This window comes from Lysobacter sp. Root690 (genome assembly GCF_001427785.1).
Taxonomy (GTDB): domain Bacteria; phylum Pseudomonadota; class Gammaproteobacteria; order Xanthomonadales; family Xanthomonadaceae; genus Lysobacter.
The window spans coordinates 664,335-682,029 of sequence record NZ_LMHM01000016.1 but is presented as its reverse complement, the minus strand read 5'-3'; the positions used below and the strand labels follow the sequence as shown (position 1 = coordinate 682,029).

Annotated in this window: 16 protein-coding genes and 2 pseudogenes; 15 read left to right on the top strand and 3 right to left on the bottom strand. The window is 66.3% G+C overall.

Annotation, left to right across the window (positions count from 1 at the left end; genetic code table 11):
- Positions 1-292 precede the first annotated feature (292 nt).
- Together ASD86_RS28010 and ASD86_RS19935 are read left to right on the top strand one after the other, a co-directional pair.
- Positions 293-413: pseudogene (locus ASD86_RS28010) on the top strand (IS1595 family transposase); the annotation flags it as partial.
- Between the two features lie 165 nt (positions 414-578).
- Positions 579-1,166 (top strand): hypothetical protein, encoded by a 588-nt coding sequence (locus tag ASD86_RS19935; protein ID WP_056114710.1) that lies wholly within the window; start codon positions 579-581, stop codon positions 1,164-1,166.
- Between the two features lie 7 nt (positions 1,167-1,173).
- On the opposite strand, the gene ASD86_RS19930 is transcribed toward ASD86_RS19935, so the two are convergent.
- On the bottom strand, positions 1,174-2,142 hold the full coding sequence (locus tag ASD86_RS19930; RefSeq protein WP_056114708.1) for a LysR family transcriptional regulator: 969 nt from the start codon (positions 2,140-2,142) through the stop codon (positions 1,174-1,176).
- A 154-nt stretch (positions 2,143-2,296) separates the two neighbouring features.
- Between ASD86_RS19930 and pcaD the strand changes: the two genes are divergently transcribed.
- On the top strand, positions 2,297-3,094 hold the full coding sequence (gene pcaD / locus ASD86_RS19925) for a 3-oxoadipate enol-lactonase (protein ID WP_056114704.1): 798 nt from the start codon (positions 2,297-2,299) through the stop codon (positions 3,092-3,094).
- Between the two features lie 267 nt (positions 3,095-3,361).
- Here pcaD and ASD86_RS19920 read toward each other — a convergent pair.
- Positions 3,362-3,874: pseudogene (locus ASD86_RS19920) on the bottom strand (glycosyl hydrolase 108 family protein); the annotation flags it as partial.
- Between the two features lie 222 nt (positions 3,875-4,096).
- Here ASD86_RS19920 and ASD86_RS19915 point away from each other — a divergent pair.
- From ASD86_RS19915 to ASD86_RS19905, 3 genes are all read left to right on the top strand, one after another.
- On the top strand, positions 4,097-5,119 hold the full coding sequence (locus tag ASD86_RS19915; RefSeq protein WP_056114701.1) for a hypothetical protein: 1,023 nt from the start codon (positions 4,097-4,099) through the stop codon (positions 5,117-5,119).
- Between the two features lie 162 nt (positions 5,120-5,281).
- A complete protein-coding gene (locus ASD86_RS19910) occupies positions 5,282-6,646 on the top strand; it encodes a replication-associated recombination protein A (protein ID WP_056114699.1) in 1,365 nt (454 codons plus the stop codon).
- 273 nt (positions 6,647-6,919) lie between these two features.
- Positions 6,920-7,318 (top strand): CrcB family protein, encoded by a 399-nt coding sequence (locus ASD86_RS19905; protein ID WP_056114695.1) that lies wholly within the window; start codon positions 6,920-6,922, stop codon positions 7,316-7,318.
- A gap of 75 nt (positions 7,319-7,393) precedes the next feature.
- Here the strand turns inward: ASD86_RS19905 and ASD86_RS19900 are convergent, their stop codons facing one another.
- Positions 7,394-7,606 carry a hypothetical protein gene (locus ASD86_RS19900; protein ID WP_157476894.1) on the bottom strand — a complete coding sequence of 71 codons (213 nt, stop codon included), beginning with the start codon at positions 7,604-7,606 and terminating at the stop codon, positions 7,394-7,396.
- 372 nt (positions 7,607-7,978) lie between these two features.
- Between ASD86_RS19900 and ASD86_RS19895 the strand changes: the two genes are divergently transcribed.
- The 9 genes from ASD86_RS19895 (at position 7,979) to ASD86_RS19855 (ending at position 17,421) form a co-directional block, all read left to right on the top strand.
- On the top strand, positions 7,979-8,749 hold the full coding sequence (locus ASD86_RS19895) for a SapC family protein (protein ID WP_056114689.1): 771 nt from the start codon (positions 7,979-7,981) through the stop codon (positions 8,747-8,749).
- Between the two features lie 452 nt (positions 8,750-9,201).
- The gene (locus ASD86_RS19890) at positions 9,202-9,453 is read left to right on the top strand and encodes a hypothetical protein (RefSeq protein WP_157476892.1); all 252 of its coding nucleotides are present in this window, start codon (positions 9,202-9,204) and stop codon (positions 9,451-9,453) included.
- Between the two features lie 306 nt (positions 9,454-9,759).
- A complete protein-coding gene (locus ASD86_RS19885; RefSeq protein ID WP_082578534.1) occupies positions 9,760-11,352 on the top strand; it encodes a ShlB/FhaC/HecB family hemolysin secretion/activation protein in 1,593 nt (530 codons plus the stop codon).
- Positions 11,353-11,452: 100 nt separating this feature from the next.
- A complete protein-coding gene (locus ASD86_RS19880) occupies positions 11,453-13,288 on the top strand; it encodes a DUF2341 domain-containing protein (RefSeq protein ID WP_162253706.1) in 1,836 nt (611 codons plus the stop codon).
- Positions 13,285-13,689: a biopolymer transporter ExbD gene (locus ASD86_RS19875; protein WP_036102888.1), complete on the top strand. Its 405-nt coding sequence runs from the start codon at positions 13,285-13,287 to the stop codon at positions 13,687-13,689. Before ASD86_RS19880 ends, ASD86_RS19875 begins: the two co-directional genes overlap by 4 nt.
- A 13-nt stretch (positions 13,690-13,702) precedes the next feature.
- Positions 13,703-14,371 (top strand): TonB family protein, encoded by a 669-nt coding sequence (locus ASD86_RS19870; RefSeq protein ID WP_056114680.1) that lies wholly within the window; start codon positions 13,703-13,705, stop codon positions 14,369-14,371.
- 67 nt (positions 14,372-14,438) lie between these two features.
- Entirely contained in the window at positions 14,439-16,157 is a 1,719-nt protein-coding gene (locus tag ASD86_RS19865) for a putative porin (RefSeq protein WP_056114677.1), read from the top strand.
- A 20-nt stretch (positions 16,158-16,177) separates the two neighbouring features.
- The gene (locus tag ASD86_RS19860; RefSeq protein ID WP_157476890.1) at positions 16,178-17,068 is read left to right on the top strand and encodes a hypothetical protein; all 891 of its coding nucleotides are present in this window, start codon (positions 16,178-16,180) and stop codon (positions 17,066-17,068) included.
- Positions 17,065-17,421, top strand: coding sequence for a hypothetical protein (locus ASD86_RS19855; RefSeq protein ID WP_056114671.1), 357 nt, complete (start codon positions 17,065-17,067; stop codon positions 17,419-17,421). Before ASD86_RS19860 ends, ASD86_RS19855 begins: the two co-directional genes overlap by 4 nt.
- The last annotated feature ends 274 nt before the right edge of the window (positions 17,422-17,695 follow it).

Sequence of the window (17,695 nt, the reverse complement as noted above, 5' to 3'; positions counted from 1 at the left end):
CAGCGAAGCGTTAATCGCCAGCTTCGGTGGATGGCACTGCGTCCAGGGGCCGCAAAGGCTTCCGCCGCGACGAAAAACACTTGCCAGCGGGCCGCAATGGGCGGGCGATGGCTCGCCGGGCACCGCGCGTGGGTCGGTTAGGCCGGCGCTTGCGGTTGTGATTGATCCAGGTCTTGCGACGATAGCTGCGACAGCCGCCGGCCGGAGCAAGGGCGGGGGGCCGGAGACCAGAGGTCAGAGTGTATTTTCTCGAAGGGGCTGGCCTGGATAAGGACTCGATCCAGGATGAGGGATTACTCCAAGTCGTTGCCGGATAAGCGAAAATAAACCAACGTCGACTGGTCGAGCTGTTTGTGGCTCACGTGACCGCTCGAACGGCGGCCGATCTGGTCGGAATCCATCGCAACTGCGCCGAGCTGAAACTGAGGCCAGGGTTGGTCGCGGTAAAGCGCGCGCAGACTGGACTTTCGGATCCGCTTTAGTTAGTCCTGAAGCCACCACCGTCAATCGCCGGATGCGCGGGTAAGTAAGATTCACTTGTTACTCGTCATAAACCCACGCCAACCAGCCTCAGCCCGATGAACCTCGCCGTGTTTTCATGGAAGATCCGCGAACGCTCCGACGCGTGGCTGACGGCGATGCATTGGACGCGCGACGAATTGCTGGTGATCGCGGTGGACTTCGACGACTGGGACCAAGGGTTTCTTCGGCGCCGGGTCGAATTGCATTGCCAGTCGCCGACTCAGGTGCATTGCCAACTCGGCGGGGTCCGCGAGATCGCGTGCGATTCCAGTCATCCCTTGTTGCTCAGTCACCAGGGGCCGCAGTCGCAGTTGTTCTTTTCCAGCGTGGCCGCTTCGGCCGGCGAGGTCTATCTGGCCGCGCACGCGGCGATCGCTTCGGCATCGCAAGGCTGGCACGATCCGGCCGGCGTGCTGTGCTATCCGGTGGAGCGTTTCGAGCGCCTGCTGGCCAGCGGCAACGGCATGTTGGCGCAAGGGCCGGACGCGGTGATCCAGGCGCTGGCGCGGGCGTTGAGCGGCTTGTTGCGGGTCAATGTGGTGCCGGCGGATCCGTTGACGGGAAACGAGCAGAAGGTGGTCTTGACCCTGGATAGGCGTTGGGTCGTCTGCGATTCGGTGGAGGCGATCGAGCGGGAGGACTGAAGCAGGTTCAGGCCCGCGTGCCGCGTCGCTTACCGCCGCCCGCACGCTTGCGCACCGATGATGCGGCCGGCTCGAGCTCGGCAAGCAAGCGCGGAGCCCGCTCGCGGATGTAATCCCACAACCGATTCGCCACCGGCCCCTGCGGCCGGTCGCCGCGCCGCGCCGCGACCAATTCCTCGCTGCCGCCCGGCAGGTGACGGCCGGCGACGGAGTGCAGGCGGCCGTCGTGGAGTTCTTGTTCGATCAGGAACCGGGGCAGGTGGCCCCAGCCCATGCCGTGCAGGATCACTTCTTTCTTCATCGATTGATCGGCCACCACGCACTGATGCGCGCCTTCGATCATGAAGTAGTTGATGTCGGGCGAATGGCGCGCGGTGTCGCGCATGACGCATTGGGTGAAATCGCGCATCTGCGCCGGGGTGATCGCGCGGGTGACCGGAAACGGCAGCAGGCCCGGCGCGACCACCGGCAGCAGCGGGACCGTGCACAGGTCGATCCACTCCAGGCGCGGGTCGGTCTTGTCGATGCGATGCACGATCAGGTCGGCGTCGCCGTCGAACAAGCGCTCCCACGGGCCGGTCACCGCTTCGAAATGCAGGTGCAGGCGGGTGCCGGGGCATTGGCTGAAGAAGCGGCTGAGCAGGGCGAGCATCTGCGGGCGCGGGCACAGGTCGCCGATCACTACGCGCAGTTCGCTTTCCTCGCCCATGGCCAGTTGCGCGGCGTGAGAGCGCAGTTGTTCGGCTTCGCGCAACAGGCCTTGGGCGCGGCGATGCAGCGAGCGGCCGGCGTCGGTGGGCTGCACGCGATAGCCGCTGCGGTCGAGCAGGCTCAGGCCGAGCTGGGTCTCCAGTCGGGCGACCGCGGCGAACACCGCCGGGTGCGAGCGGTGCAGCACGGTCGCGGCGGCCTGGAAGCCGCCGGCGCGGATCACCGCATCGAAGCATTGCAGGTCGTGCAGGGTGAAGGCGCCCATGTCCGGTTTTCTTACAAGGTGTGTGCGATCTTTGTAATATCAGTTCGGTTCGGCCGCAATCACTCTATGGGCCACGGCAACCGCCGTTGCAGAGGCGATCGGGCCGGCGGCATCCGGCGCGGCGCTTCCAAGCACCTATCGAGAAGCGCCGATCATGAATGAGTTGTCCTTTGTCACCGCCGGCGACGGCACCCGTATCGCCTACCGCATCGACGGCGCCAGCGACCGGCCGGTGCTGATGCTGTCGAATTCGATCGGCACCGACCTGCGCATGTGGGACGGCGAGGTCGAGGCGCTGTCGCGGCATTTCCGCGTGCTGCGCTACGACACCCGCGGCCATGGCGGGTCTGGGATCCCGTTCGGGGCTTATTCGATGGATCGATTGGGCCGCGACGCGATCGAACTGCTCGATGCGCTGAACATCGAACGCGTGCATTTCCTGGGTCTGTCGCTGGGCGGTTTTATCGGCCAATGGCTCGGCGTGCATGCGCCGGAGCGGATCGACCGGCTGATCCTCAGCAACACCTCGTCCTATCTCGGCCCGGCCGGGCAATGGGACGAACGCATCGCCTCGGTGCTCGGCGCGGCGGATATGAGCGAGACCGCGCAGATGTTCCTCGGCAACTGGTTTCCCAAGGCCATGCTCGACGCCGGCGCTCCGGTCGTCGAAACCTTCCGCGCGATGCTATTGGCGACCGATCGCCAGGGGCTGGCCGGTTCCTACGCCGCGGTGCGCGACGCCGACTTGCGCCGCACGATCGCGCTGATTGAACGCCCGACGTTGGTGATCGCAGGTCAGTACGACACCGTGACCGCGGCCAGTCACAGCGATGCGATCGCGGCGACGGTGCCGGGCGCGAAACTGCTGGTGCTGCCGGCGGTGCATCTGAGCAATGTCGAATTTCCGCGGGAATTCGTGGCCGCGGTGCTGGAATTCCTGCGCGCGGCTTGAGTGCGGCATGCGCTGTCTGCCGCGACGTCAGGTGCGATGGATGCGGCGGCGATGAAAACGCTCGTATCGAACGCGCGGGTAATGCTCCTGGCTTGAGCCCGAAGCTCGAGGAGCGGATGCGTTACAACCATGACCGACGACGGCGGACCGCGATCACGTCGTCGTCCTGCTTCCGCTCACCGCGTCGAAAATCGAGGACGCGGCCCTTTGTCCAGAGTCGCCGTTCGTCTGGCTCGGCGTTGCCGCGGCGTTGCCCGGCGCCTGCGGCGGAAACCACTGCACCCGAGCCAGCCATCCGTTGAGGAAGCGGCGCAGCGCCGGATGCGCGCCGGCGAGGTTGCGGTAGTAGTCGATCCGGCCCTGGCGATAGCGCGCGTACAACGCGGCCTGATCGGCGCGTTGCAGCGCGCCTAGGGTCTGCGGACCGAAGCGGCCGTCGGCGGTCAGCGGCGGACCCAGCAACTGCTGCAGCAGCGCGATCGCGTGGAAACCGGCGTTGACGTAGAAGTCGAACACGATCTCGGCCAGGAACTGCAGTGGGATCGCGTCGCCGTCGATCGGGTCCCAGTAAATCTTGCGGTAGATCGCCCCGGCCTGCGCGGTGTCGAGCGCGCGCAGGTTGCCAAGGGTCGGCGCGAGGCCGAGCAGGGGATGCGCGTAGTGCTGGAAGGTGCTCAGGGTGATGCCCAGATTGGTCGCGCCGCCGGGATCGGCCGGGTCGTCGACCCAACCGCCTTCGAACTTGAGCAACTGCGGGAGATACAGGTCGAAATTCGCCATCCGTCGGGCTCCGTTTGGCAGGGGACGTGACGGGCTCGGCGGTCGGAGGCGCTTCGCCGCCGCCGATGCGCGGCACGCACATGGGTATCAACGCGGTTGCCGCGGATGTGTGAGTGCGAATGTCGGCAGGATCGTTTCGGCTAAGCTTTCTTGCCGGGAGGAACCGCGCAGTTCGCGCACCGATTCGCGCGGCCGGTTCGAACGCAGGCATGGGAGCCACCGATGACGTTGCATCGTTCGATCGAGGATTGGCAGGCGGCTTCACGCGAGCAGCGCGAGCGCGCCGCCCGTTCGCTGGCCTTGCCGCAGGGGTTCGAATTCCACGCGCTGCGTGGGTTCGAATGCGGCGCAATGGCGTTCGACATCGCTCAGTTCCGCTACGGCGGGACGATGTTCTCGTTGGTGCCGGGCGCGGCCGCGACGCTGGGTTTCGACGGCGAGCGCTGGGAGCCCAGCGCCGAGATGCACGACAGCTGGAACGAAACCGCCGAGGAATACGAGATCGACGAGGGCCTGGTCGAGCATGCGGTCGCCAACACCACGCCGGTCAGGCAATGCCGCTTCGGGCCGATGCTGGTCGAGTGTGAGTACCGCGAGGTCGGTTGGCGCGCGGTCGATCGCGATTCGCCGCGTGTGGTCGAAGCGTTGCGCCAGTACCCGCGCGGGGTCAGGCAAATGGGCGATCCGGCCTTGCGCGTGCGAGTCGGCGACGACGGCCGTGTCGATGCCGACGAAGCCGACCCGGCGCAGGACAGCAGCGCCGGCGTGGCCGCGGCGCTGGCCCGCGACGGTTTTCGCCTGCCATCGCCGGACGAATGGGAGTACCTGTGCGGCGCCAGTTCGCGCGAGCTATTCCGCTGGGGCCCGCATGTGCGTTGCGATCGCTATCCGACCGACGTCAGCCCCGAGGAATCGGTTTGGCGCCGGCTGTGGCCATGGTCGGGCGGCGCCCATCAACCGTCGCGGGCGAGCGGCGCGAAGGGCTTGTGGCTGCATCGGCAGGCCAACGCCTTCGGCCTGCGCATCGCCTTCGACCCGTACAAGGTCGAACTGACCGACGACCCGGCGATCACCCGCGGCGGCGACGGCGGAATGACCATCTGCGGTGGCAGCGGGTTCATGGCCGGCTGGCTGGCCTTGGCCAGCGCCTGGACCGATCAGATCCAGGCGGCCGAGACGGATCCAGAGGGCGGCAAGATCTACTTGGGCTACACCGTTGCGCGCCGGGTGGTGCCGCTGGATTGAGTCGGCTGGAGTGAGTCGGCTGGGGTGAGCGGGCTGTAATGGGCGGCTGGAATAAAACGCGCCCGGCGCCGGCCGCATCCGGCAAACCCCATTCGCATCCGCCCACGGCCGATCTTGTTATCGTGTCCGCCCCGCGAACGCGTAACAGGACCCCTTCCCGCAGTGGCCCGCCGTACCACCCCGACCGCCGACGCCCCCGACCTGCTCAGTGTCGATCGCGACGGCCTGCGTCCGCTGGCCGAGCGCATGCGCCCGCGCACCCTGGACGAAATGGTCGGCCAGCGCCGGCTGCTCGCGCCGGGCTCGGCCTTGCGCCGCGCGGTCGAGTCCGGACGCGTGCATTCGATGATCCTTTGGGGCCCGCCGGGTTGTGGCAAGACCACCCTGGCGCTGCTGCTGGCGCATTACTCCGATGCCGAGTTCAAGGCGATCTCGGCGGTGCTGTCGGGCCTGCCGGAGGTGCGTCAGGTGCTGGCCGAGGCCGCGCACCGGTTCGCCGACGGCCGCCGCACGGTGCTGTTCGTCGACGAGGTCCACCGCTTCAACAAGACCCAGCAGGATGCGTTCCTGCCGCATATCGAGCGCGGCACCATCATTTTCGTCGGCGCGACCACCGAGAACCCCTCGTTCGAACTCAACTCGGCGTTGCTGTCGCGCTGCCGCGTGCACGTGATGGAGGCGGTGTCGCCCGACGACATCGCCCAGACCTTGCGGCGCGCGCTGCAGGACGAAACGCGTGGCCTGGGCGAGCAGACGATCCGGGTCGAGGACGACCTGCTGATGCAGATCGCCACCGCCGCCGACGGCGACGTGCGGCGCGCGCTGACTCTGCTGGAAATCGCCGCCGAACTGGCCGCCGATGAGGACGGCGCTATCACCGCCGGCACCCTGGCGCAGGTGCTGGCCGACCGCACCCGCCGCTTCGACAAGGGCGGCGAGCAGTTCTACGACCAGATCTCGGCGCTGCACAAGTCGGTGCGCAGTTCCAATCCCGATGCGGCGCTGTACTGGTTCGCGCGCATGCTCGACGGCGGCTGCGACCCGCATTACCTGGCGCGGCGCCTGACCCGGATGGCGGTCGAGGACATCGGCCTGGCCGATCCGCGCGCCTTGCAGATGTCGGTGGACGCCTGGGACACCTATGACCGGCTCGGCAGCCCCGAGGGCGATCTGGCCCTGGCCCAGGTGGTGATCTACCTGGCGAGCACGGCCAAATCCAACGCCGCCTATGCCGCGTTCAACGCGGCCAAGCGCGACGTGGTCGAGCACGGCACCCAGGACGTTCCGCTACATCTGCGCAATGCGCCGACCAAGCTGATGAAGCAGTTGGGGTATTCGAAGGGCTATCAGTACGATCACGACGCCGACGGCGGCATCGCCCTGGACCAGACCGGTTTTCCCGATGCGATGGGCGAGCGGGTGTATTACCAGCCGGTCGAGCGCGGGCTGGAGATCAAACTGCGCGAGAAGCTGACCCGCTTGCGCGCGCAGCGCGAGCAGGCGCGCGGCGAGGGCGATGCGGAGTGAACTGGAGCAATGAACTCGTTGCTGCGTAGCTGTGAGGTTTTTTGTGGGCGGGGCTTCAGCCGCGATTCTTTTCGCTCAGATTGGTGAATCCGGGCAACCTGAGCGAAAAGCGTCGGGGCTGAAGCCCCTCCCACAAAAGACTTCGGACTTGCGGCGCTGCTCGTATTGACGTTGCATCGTCGATGTCGATGTCGATGTCGATGTCGATGTCGATGTTGTTGCTTGCATCACCGCCTGCACCAGCGCCATTCGAGCCACTCAGGGAGCCACCGGATGACCCGCACCGCCTTGCTGCAATTGCTCGCCGTCGGCCTGGGCGGCGCGTTCGGCGCGATGCTGCGCCACGGCGCCAATCTGCTGCTGCCGCGCGCGTCGGCGCCGTGGCCGGCGTTGTCGACCCTGTGCGTCAACGTGATCGGTTGCCTGTGCGCGGGCCTGCTGCTGGTCTGGCTGGGGCAGCGCGAGGACGCGGATTTCTGGCGCGCGCTGCTGCTGACCGGCGTGCTCGGCGGCCTGACCACGTTCTCGGCGTTCGGCGTGGACCTGCTCGCGCTGCTGCGCGCGGCGCGTTACGACTGGCTGGCGCTGACGATCGCGGCGCACGTCGGGCTGGGCCTGCTGGCGATCGTGATCGGCTGGCGGCTCGGGCAGTCGTTGTGGCCGAAGGTCTGAGGGCTGCGGTCGGGGTTCGCGATCCATGCATCGGCCACCGGTCGTTTCATCCGCACCCGCGGCCGCCCGCCTCGCTCACTCCAGCGGCGAATTCGGCCGCACCCGGGTCATCCGCAACACTTCGTCGCTCGGCGCCTGCGACTTGTTGGCCAGCACCTGCTGCAGCGATTCGACCTCGGCCCAGACCATATGCTGCAAGGCCTGCAACAAGGTGGTGCCGGCGTCCGACAGCGCCAGCCGGCCGTCCTGGCTCAGCGCCAGCCCGTCCTCGATCAACGCATGTTTCATATGACTGGTCTCCGGCTGCACCCCGCGCTGCAACCCCACCAGCACGCTCAACAGAGCGTGTTCCCGCAATGACACCTTGAACAAAGCCGCTTCCCCTCTCGCATAAAGGCGCACAGGTCTTTTGTGTGCCGATAATCACGATATGGGAGCCGATGTGATGACACCTTTGACAGGCATCGATGCACGCGAAAGTGGCGTTTTATAAGGGCTGACGGCACGATGGCAAGGTCATGGGGCGGCCGGCCCGATGCCACCGGGCCGGGGCCATGTGTCTTCCTGGCGTTGTAACTGTCACCTTGATCGCGCATCTTCGCCGCACCCGCCCCGGCGGCGGGACCTCGCCCCGGCTGAGCCACCAGGAACTGGAACACCATGCTGATCTACGACCGCGTCGTACCGTTGAACCGCCACACCCATCGCCGTCTGCGCCTGCGCACGGCCACGCACAACGCCCGTTTCGCCGCCCAGCTCAATTCGGTGCCGCTGACCACGGTCGAGTTCCCGCACGCCGCGTCCGAATACACGATCGTGTTCGCGCGCCTGGAGAACGGCGACTTCCTGCCGGCGGTCGTGGTCGGCCTGCGCAACCAGCACAACCTTTACGTCGACGAGAATTCGCGCTGGAAGCGCGGCTACGTGCCGGCGTTCCTGCGCCAATACCCGTTCATGCTGGCCGAGGACCGCGACAGCGGCACGCTGACGGTCTGCGTCGACATGGCCTACGACGGCCTGTCGGAGGAGGACGGCGACCTGCTGTTCAAGGAAGACGGCGAGGACAGCGAGAACCTTGCGCGGGCGATGGGCTTTCTGTCCGACTTCCACAACGAGTTCAAGCGCACCGCGGCGTTCACCGCGCGCTTGAAGGAGCTCGATCTGCTCGAGCAGCGGGTGATCCGTTTCGGCGGCGAAGGCGAACAGCGCGAACTCGGCGGCGTCTATGTGGTGTCCGAAGAGCGTCTGCTCAAGCTCGGCGATGCGGTGATTCCGGACCTGCTGCGGTCCGGTGCGCTCGGCTTGATCTATACGCACCTGGTGTCGATGCAGAACCTTGAGCGTTTGTCGGCGCTGGAGCAGGAAGATACGGCGAAGGCCGCGGCTGCGGCCGCGCCGAGCGCTGCGACCGCGAACGGTTCCGCGGGTTGAGCGGCCGAGCGAGTCGAGCGGACGAGCGAATTGAGCGGGCCGGCGAGTTGAGCGGCCGAGCGAACTAGCCGCAACCGCTCTTGTCGCGAGCGCTTTTGCTGTTGCAGTTCCCCCCTTTGGAAAAGGGGGGCAGGGGGATTCGCTTTTGCTCCCAGGCGACGTCAGCCGCAAGATCAAGATCAAAAGCAAATCCCCCGCATCCGCTGCGCGGATGCCGCCCCCTTTCATAAAGGGGGCAAGGGCCCGCTTGGGTCGAATGGTTAGTCCCTATCTGGCAGGTAACTCACTTGCGTCGGCGAGTCGTCCGATTCAACCGTTGCAGTCTCCGCCTTTGTAGTTCCCTCTTTGGAAAAGAGGGCGGGGATTCGCTTTTGCTTCCAACCGGCGCCGGAGGCGGCTTGAACACGTCGCGAAGGAAAACCACGCGCACATGTGACTGCCACAATTTGGTAATGCCGAATTCGCTGTGCGCATCAACGCTGTTGCAAGTTGCGCGCCGACACAATCGCAGTCGATCGATGCAACCGTCGTGCACAGTCGCGTTGCGGATCGTCGGCCGCGAACTCGAACACCGCGCATCGCCGCGATGGGTCGCTATCGACAAATTTCTCGGATCGCATCAGCCGATGATGTTGCGTAATCGCAACATCATCGATTTCAGCCAGCTGCACATGCGCACGCGAACCGCGCACAAAACGCCATAAAAACCGCAGGCAAACGAATGCGTCTACACGCTTCGAACCGAGTATCAAAAACCCGCAACCACAACGCGCAACATTTCTCACCTGTGTGATACCGCTCATCTCGCAATGAGATGACAAGTGATCCAGTGCGTAATTGATGCGTCATCGCATCAACTTGTGACATTCGCTCGCCGAGATTGACAAGCACATGACCAAGTTCATGTGCCTTGTCATGTAGCAGTTCCAACACCGTCACATAGCGAACCTACCTTTGCGCGGTCTGCCGACCGGTACTCGGGACGGCGCAACAGGGATGGTTTCGGCTCGATGTCTCTACGCCTCATCGCAGCCGTCGGACTGAGCTTGCTCGGACCGGCGCGCTTACACGCGCAGGAAACTTCGACGACGGCGCAAGCCGCCGCGCCGATCGCTCGCTTCGACGTGATGGCCTATCAAGTGGTCGGCAACAGCCAGCTGAGCAATCTCGATATAGAAAAGGCGGTGTACCCGCATCTGGGCCCGCAGCGCAGCGAACACGACGTCGAAGCCGCGCGCGCCGCCTTGCAGGCGCTGTACGACCAGAAGGGCTTTCCGACCGTCAGCGTCGTGATCCCGGAGCAGGACGCCTCGACCGGTCTGGTCACGCTGCAGGTCAACGAACAGAAGGTCGGCCGGCTGCGCGTCAACGGCGCGGATTATTTTTCGCCCGACGACATCGAGCGCGCCGCGCCGTCGCTGGCGCAGGGTCAGGTGCCTAACTTCAAGGATGTGCAGCGCGATATCGTCGCCTTGAACCAATGGCCCGATCGCCGCGTCACTCCGGAGATCAAGGCTGGCGCCACGCCGAACACGGTCGACGTCGACCTCAACGTCGAAGACAGCCTGCCGCTGCACGGCTCGTTGGAGCTCAACAACCGCAACAGCGCCAACACCACCGAGCAGCGTCTGGCGGCGAGCGTGCGTTACGACAATCTGTGGCAGCGCGGCCACAGCGTCAGCCTGTCGGCGCAGCTCGCGCCGCAGCGGCGCGAAGACGCCGAAGTGTTTTCGGCCTCGTACCTGGCGCGGTTCGGCGCGTCGCCTTATTCCTTGCTCGGTTACGCGGTGCGCAGCAAGAGCGACATCGCCGTGGTCGGCGATCTAAACGTGATCGGCAACGGCACCCTGGCCGGCGTGCGGCTGATGCGCTCGTTCGCCGCGCGCGAAGGCTTCTTCCACTCGCTGAGCCTGGGCCTGGACTACAAGGACTTCAACGAGAACCTGGTGCAGGGCGCCGACCGCGGTTCGGTGCCGATCGAGTACCTGCCGATCAGCGTCAACTACAACGCCGACTGGGTGAAAGAACGCTCGGTCAGCGACCTCGCCCTGTCGGCGGTGTTCAACCTTCGCGGCGTCGGCGACGGCCGCGCCGCCTTCGACGCCAAGCGCTATCAGGCTCAGCCGAATTTCTTCTACCTGCGCGCCTCGGGCTCGCACACCTGGAAATACAGCAACGACGCGCAGCTGATGCTGCGCCTTCAAAGCCAGTTCGCCGGCGAGCCGTTGATCAGCAACGAGCAATTCAGCATCGGCGGGCTCGACAGCGTGCGCGGCTATTACGAATCCGAATCGCTCGGCGACCTGGGCGCGGCGGCGACGCTGGAAGCGCGCACGCCGTCGTTCTCCGATTCGCTCGGCGATGCGTTCCAGGAACTGCGCCTGCGCGCGTTCGTCGATGCCGGTTATGCGCGGATCAACGATCCGCTGCCTGATCAGCTTCGCAGCGAGACCCTGGTCAGCGCCGGCATCGGCGCATCGCTGAAAGCCTTCGGTCATTTCAACGGCTCGGTCGATGTCGCCAAGCCGCTGTCGAGCCCCAACGGCCGCGACCGCAAACCCGACGGGGTCGAAGTCGGCGTGCGCCTGTGGGGCGAGTTCTGACCATGCAACACCGGTGCGCCGCCTTCGCGGGCGTCGCGACCTGTCGTTTTGCCGGCCCGGCGCGCATGCGGGGCCGAACTATACCTACTGGGGATGTGTCGTGAACCGATTGCGCGTGATGCTGGCCACTGTGTTGTTGTTGCTTTCGCTGCCGGCGATGGCGGCCTCGTGGTGGGACGGTAAGTGGAACTACCGGGCCAAGGTCGATCTCAACACCACCTCGGCCGGCGCCGGCGTGAGCGAGCCCGGCGGCCGCACCCAGGTGCTGGTGCGCCTGCATTCGGGCAACTTCAATTTCGCCGACGCCAAGGAGGACGGCAGCGACGTGCGTTTCATCGCCGCCGACGACCGCACGCCGCTGAAATACCACTTCGAGAAATACGACGGCCTGGTCGATCAGGTCGCGCTGGCCTGGGTCGATCTGCCGGACCTGCAGGCGAACGCGTCGGCGTCGATCTTCGTCTACTTCGGCAACCCCGAAGCGACCCCGGGCGCCGACGCCAAGGGCAGTTACGACGCCGACAGCGTCGCGGTCTATCACTTCGCCGACCAGGGCACCGCCGGCAACGATCAGACCGCCTACGCCAACAACGCGCAGCCCCCGCTGACCCTGGCCCAGGCCGCGTTGATCGGTTCGGGCCTGCAAATGAATGGTCAGATGCCGCTGAACGTGCCGGCCTCGTCGTCGTTGAACATCACCGCCGCGCAGGCGTTGACCGTGTCGGCCTGGGTAAAACCGGCCGCGGCGAATGCGAGCGGTGTGATCGTGTCGTTGCCCGGCGCGCTGACCTTGCTGCTCGACGCGGGCGTGCTGTACGCCGAAGTGCCGAGCGCCGCCGGCGTGTTGCGCAGTTCGGCCGGAGCGCCGCTGAAGGGCGATGGCTGGGCGCATGTCGCGGTGCGCGCCGGCGACAACAAGGTGACCGTCTATCTCAACGGCGCATCGGTCGGCGAAGTCGCCGCGGCCTTGCCGGCGGCGAACGCGGGCCTGACCATCGGCGGCGAGAAAGCCGCCGCCGACGGCAGCGCCGTGCGTGCCAACTTCATCGGCCTGATCGACGAACTGCAGGTGTCGAAAATCGCCCGCCCGGTCGGCCTGATCCAGGCCGCCGCGCACAGCCAGGGCCTGGACGCACGCCTGCTTACGTTCCAGCCGGTCGAGCAACGCTCCGGCGACGGCGGCCACAACTACTTCGGCATCCTGTTCAGCGCGCTGACCGTCGACGCCTGGATCGTGATCGTGATCCTCGGCTTCATGGCGGTGATCTCGTGGTGGGTGATGATCGGCAAGGGCGTGTTCGTCAACACCACCGCCAAGGCCAACGAGCGTTTCCTGCAGGCGTTCCGCAAGTACGCTGGCGAGTACCCGCTGCACGACACCGCCTGGGTTAAGGGCGCGCAAGACAACGGCCCGCTCAACGGCGAGAAATCCAATCTCGCGCGCTTGCTCGACGTCGGCCTGGACGAACTGCGCAACCGCGTCGCCGCCGGCGGCGGGCGTTCGGTGGTGCGCACCCAGTCGATCGCCGCGATCCGTTCCGCGCTCGATGCCGCCGCGGTGCGCGAAGGCCAGCGCCTGAACAAGATGATGGTGCTGCTCACCATCGCGATTTCCGGCGGCCCCTTCCTCGGCCTGCTCGGCACCGTGGTCGGCGTGATGATCACCTTCGCCGCGGTCGCCGCGGCCGGCGACGTCAACATCAATGCGATCGCGCCCGGCATCGCCGCGGCGTTGCTGGCGACCGTCGCCGGCCTTGCGGTCGCGATCCCGGCATTGTTTGGTTACAACTACCTGCTCAGCCGCACCGAAGCGATCGGCGCGGACATGCAGGTGTTCGTCGACGAACTGGAAAAGCGCATCGCCGAGGACTATGCCGGCGACGCGCCGCTGCCGTCGCAGCTGACCCGCAGCGTGTCGACGGAGACGCTGCCGTGAAGGTGCAGGGCAAGAAACCCTACGACGACATCAACATCACACCGATGCTGGATCTGGCGTACGTGCTGCTGGTGATCTTCATCATCATGACCACCGCGGCGGTGCAGGGGATCAAGGTCGACCTGCCCAAGGCTAGCGCGAGCCAGCCGCTGTCGGTGCCCAAGACCAAGGTGATCGCGATCGACAACGCCGGCCAGCTCAGCATCGACGCGGTGCCGGTCAGCATGAGCGAACTCGAACAGCAACTGCGCAACGCGCTGGCCAACGACGCCGAACTGCCGGTGATCCTGCGCGGCGATCGCGCGGTGCAGTACGACAAGGTCATGGCGGTGCTGGACCTGTGCAGCAAGCTCGGCATTTCCTCGATCGGTCTGGCGTCGCAGCGCCAGGCCGCCGGCTGAGCGGGATCGCCTCGTGGCCCGTTCCTACGGACAACCCTCGCGCTGGTCGCGCGCGCTCGCCGTGCTCGGCGCGTTGGGCGTGTTCGCGGTGCTCGCGTGGCTGGTGTGGTCGCTGATGCAGGATGCCGGCCCGACCCAGAAGCGCATGCCGCCGCGGATCACTCAAGTGATCCTGCCACCGCCTCCACCGCCGCCGCCTCCGCCGCAACCCGACAAGGTGCCGGAGGAAGAAAAACTGGTCGAGAACACGCCGTTCGAATCGATCGATCCGCCCAAGGACGATTCGGCCGATCCGCCCGGCGATCCGCTCACCGCCGACGCCGGACCGGGCTCGAACGAATTTGGCCTGACTCCGGGCAGCGGCGGTGGCGGTACCCGCATCGGCGGCAAGGGCGGTGGCGGCAATCCGTATGCCGGTTATGCCGCGATGGTCCAGCGCAACGTGCAGCAGTACCTGCAACGCGACGAGAAAACCCGCAAGGGCCGTTATTCGGCGACGGTCGCGATGTGGCTCGACGCCGACGGCACGATCCAGCGTTCGCAGGTGATCGCCTCCACCGGCAAGCCCGAACTCGACCGCGCCATCGTCGCAGCGTTGCAGGGCCGCGCGCTGCCGCAGCCGCCGCCGGACCAGATGCCGCAACCGATCAATCTGCGCATCGGCGCCATTTCGCCGGGCTAGCGCTGCCAGCGCGCCCGAATGTTTCGTTCGCATTTCCGCCTGAATTTTCGTCTTACCGGGACCCACCATGACCGCATTGTCCAATCCGCATCGCCGCCTCAAGCTCCGCGCATTGACGCTGGCGCTGGCCGCGCTGTGCATGACGCCCGCCGTGGCCGCGCCGCCGGTCGACGCGTCCAGGATCAGCCCCGAAGTCACCCTCAAGCTCATCGATCTGCTGGTCGCCAAGGGCGTGATGACGCGCGGGCAGGCTGACGATCTTATCGCCGAGGCGAGCGCCAGCGCCGCGGCGAAGCCAGCGACCGCGGTGGCCGCGCAGCCCGCGTATCAGACCGCGCCCGGCGCGGTGGTCGTGCCATATATTCCCGAAGTGGTGCGCCAGCAGATCAAGGATGAGCTGCGCGCCGAAGTCACCCAGCAGGCCAAGAGCGAAGGCTGGGCCGCGCCGAACGCCTTGCCCGAATGGACTCAGCGCATCAGCGTCTACGGCGACCTGCGCGCGCGCGCCGAGGACGTGCTCAACGACGGCGAGAACTACAACGACTTCCCGAATTTCGGCGTGCTCAACGCCGGCAGCGGTTACGACGTCAACGATCCGCTGTCGAATCCGCTGCCGACCGTCAACACCACCAAGAACCGCGGCCGCATGCGCATGCGCGCTCGGCTTGGCGTGCATGCGCAGATCGCCGACTGGGTCGAGGCCGACCTGCGCATGGCCACCGGTAGCGATCGCAGCCCGGTGTCGACCAATCAGACCCTCGGCGCCGGCGGCAATCTGTCCAAGTACTCGCTGTGGCTCGATCGCGCTTACCTGCGGCTCAAGCCGACCGATTGGCTGAGCGCCGACATCGGCCGCGCGCCCAATCCGTTCTGGACCAGCGAACTGTTGTTCGACAACGACCTGAGCTTCGACGGCGTGGCGGTCAAGACCGAATTCGACCTGGGCTCGGATTTCCATCCCTACGTCAATGTCGGCGCGTTCCCGATCTTCAACACCGACTTCGATTTCGGTTCGACCCAGCGCGCCGACAAGGCCAGCAGCCGCGACAAATGGCTGTACGGCGTGCAGGCCGGCGCGGACTGGAAGTTCAGCGACGACGTAAAGCTGAAGTTCGGCCTGGGCTATTTCCTGTTCGACCACATCAACGGCGAGTTGTCGTCGCCGTGCGTCGCGCCGACCTCCAAGGACGTGTGCGATACCGATCTGTCGCGGCCGCAGTTCCAGCAGTTCGGCAACACCATGTTCGCGATCCGCGACATCCTGCCGGCCTCGGGCGCGCCCGACGGCCCGCAGTTGCAGTACTTCGGTTACGCCAGCGAATTCGGCGTCGCCAACCTGCACGCGGCGCTGGAAATCGCCAGCTTCGATCCGGTCAAGATCGTGATCGAGGCCGACGTGGTGAAGAATCTCAAGTACGACGCCAAGCGCATCCAGGCGTTGGGCCCGCTCAACAACTTCAAGCCCAACATCGAGCCGTTGCAGCACGACGGCGGCGACAGCGGTTACTACGTCAACCTGCTGGTCGGTCAGCCGAAGATCGAAAAGGCCTGGGACTGGAACGCGAGCATCGGCTACAAGCGGCTGGAATCTGATGCGGTGCCGGATGCCTTCACCGATTCGGATTTCCACCTGGGCGGCACCAACGCGCGCGGTTTCATCGTCGGCGGTTCCCTGGGCCTGGCGCGCAACACCTGGCTGGGGCTGCGCTGGCTCAGCGCGAACGAGGTGACCGGTGCGCCGTATTCGGTGGACGTGGTCCAGCTCGATCTCAGTACTGAATTCTGAGCACGGGAGCGATGAAGAAGATGAGTCTGCGTCCTGAGCGTTTGGGTGGGGCCGGCCCGGCGGGTCGCGATGCGGTGTCGGTGGTGACCGATGCGGTTGTGACCTGTGCGCCTGCGGGCGAGGTGCGCGTCAATGACGCGAGCCGGATCGTGCGCCGTTCGATCGCGCGCGGGCTGTCGTTGGCGTTTGCACTGTGTTTCGTCGTGCCTGGTGCGCAGGCGCAGACCGCCAACGAGACCCGGCTGCGCGATGCGCTGCGCGACACTGGCGCGCGCTTGCGCACCGCCGAGGCGGCCTTGGCCACGCAGCAGGCCGCAACCGCCTCGGCCGAGCGCGAACGCGATGCGCTCAAGGTCCAGGCGGCGAAACCCGCGGCGCGAGACGACAGCGCGCGGCTGGCGGCGTTGCAGCGGCAGGTCGAACAGAATGCGGCCGCATCCGAGGCGGCGCGCGCGAGCGCCGGCAAATGGCAGGCGGCGCAGCAGCAGGCCGCGCAGCTGGCGCAGCAGAAGGAAGCCGAGCGTATTGCGCTGGCCAAACAGCTCGACGCCGCGCAGGCGCAGTCGGCGCGTTGCGCGACCGGCACCCAGGCGCTGTACGCGACCGGGCGCGAGTTGGCCGGGCTGTATCGCGATCCGGCCTTCATCGCGTTCGTGCGTGCCCGCGGTTTCGGACCGCTCGGGTTCAATCGCGTCGAGAAGGAAAACCAGGTGCGCGCGCTTGAGGACAAGCTCGATCGTCAGCGCGATGAAATCGCGCAGTGTGCGGGCGATGCAGATGCGCGCGCAGCCAATGCCGCCGCCGATAAGGACGTCGGTGCCTCCGGTGGTCTGAACGCTGGTACCACGGTGGACGGCGGCGGCATGGCTGGCGACAGGATCCGCGATACAGGCAAGTCGGGCGGCGGATGAGCCATTGGCGCGCACTCGTCGCGGTCGTGATGCTGACCGTTGGGTCGGCCGGCGCGCAGCAACGCCTGTTGCCGGCGTCCAAGCCGGTCAACGCGCCGTGCGTGCAGGTGCGCATCGGCAACGACGAAGCGGGGCGATGGTCGTGCCTCAATCAAGCGCTCAAGGCCGAGGTCGACAAAGTCGCGCCGGTGATCGCCGACGAACCGCCCGGCGATCGCATCGCACCGATCGGCCTGGGTCTGGCGACATCGGCCGCGACCCGGCAGCGGCTGGGCGACCAGTACGGCCGGTCGGTCGTACCGCAGCGTCCCGCGCGGCAATTCGCGCCGCCTGCATTGAAGCCGGTGCGGTGATCGTCATGGCCGAGCCCGCGCCCCATGCCAATCGTCAGCGTCCTGCTTTTCCCCCCTTTGCAAAAGGGGGGCTGGGGGGGATTCGCTTTTGCTTTGAGCTAATGCGTACGGCAACCGCAACAACAGAATCAAAAGCAAAAGCAAAAGCGAATCCCCCGCGTCCGCTGCGCGGTCGCCGCCCCCTTTTGCAAAGGGGGCAAAAGCTGCTCGCGTCGTTATCTGAATCACGACCGCATGTGCAGTCGAAACCGCGATTGCGACTGCGACTGCACCC

Bases quoted from the DNA above. Each gene is read 5' to 3' on its own strand.
- ASD86_RS19855 (WP_056114671.1), top strand. From the start codon at position 17,065: ATGAGCCATTGGCGCGCACTCGTCGCGGTCGTGATGCTGACCGTTGGG.
- ASD86_RS19865 (WP_056114677.1), top strand. From the start codon at position 14,439: ATGACCGCATTGTCCAATCCGCATCGCCGCCTCAAGCTCCGCGCATTG.
- ASD86_RS19915 (WP_056114701.1), top strand. From the start codon at position 4,097: ATGACGTTGCATCGTTCGATCGAGGATTGGCAGGCGGCTTCACGCGAG.
- ASD86_RS19890 (WP_157476892.1), top strand. From the start codon at position 9,202: ATGCCGAATTCGCTGTGCGCATCAACGCTGTTGCAAGTTGCGCGCCGA.
- ASD86_RS19885 (WP_082578534.1), top strand. From the start codon at position 9,760: ATGTCTCTACGCCTCATCGCAGCCGTCGGACTGAGCTTGCTCGGACCG.
- ASD86_RS19860 (WP_157476890.1), top strand. From the start codon at position 16,178: ATGAGTCTGCGTCCTGAGCGTTTGGGTGGGGCCGGCCCGGCGGGTCGC.
- ASD86_RS19930 (WP_056114708.1), bottom strand. From the start codon at position 2,142: ATGGGCGCCTTCACCCTGCACGACCTGCAATGCTTCGATGCGGTGATC.
- pcaD (WP_056114704.1), top strand. From the start codon at position 2,297: ATGAATGAGTTGTCCTTTGTCACCGCCGGCGACGGCACCCGTATCGCC.
- ASD86_RS19900 (WP_157476894.1), bottom strand. From the start codon at position 7,606: ATGAAACATGCGTTGATCGAGGACGGGCTGGCGCTGAGCCAGGACGGC.
- ASD86_RS19895 (WP_056114689.1), top strand. From the start codon at position 7,979: ATGCTGATCTACGACCGCGTCGTACCGTTGAACCGCCACACCCATCGC.
- ASD86_RS19905 (WP_056114695.1), top strand. From the start codon at position 6,920: ATGACCCGCACCGCCTTGCTGCAATTGCTCGCCGTCGGCCTGGGCGGC.
- ASD86_RS19935 (WP_056114710.1), top strand. From the start codon at position 579: ATGAACCTCGCCGTGTTTTCATGGAAGATCCGCGAACGCTCCGACGCG.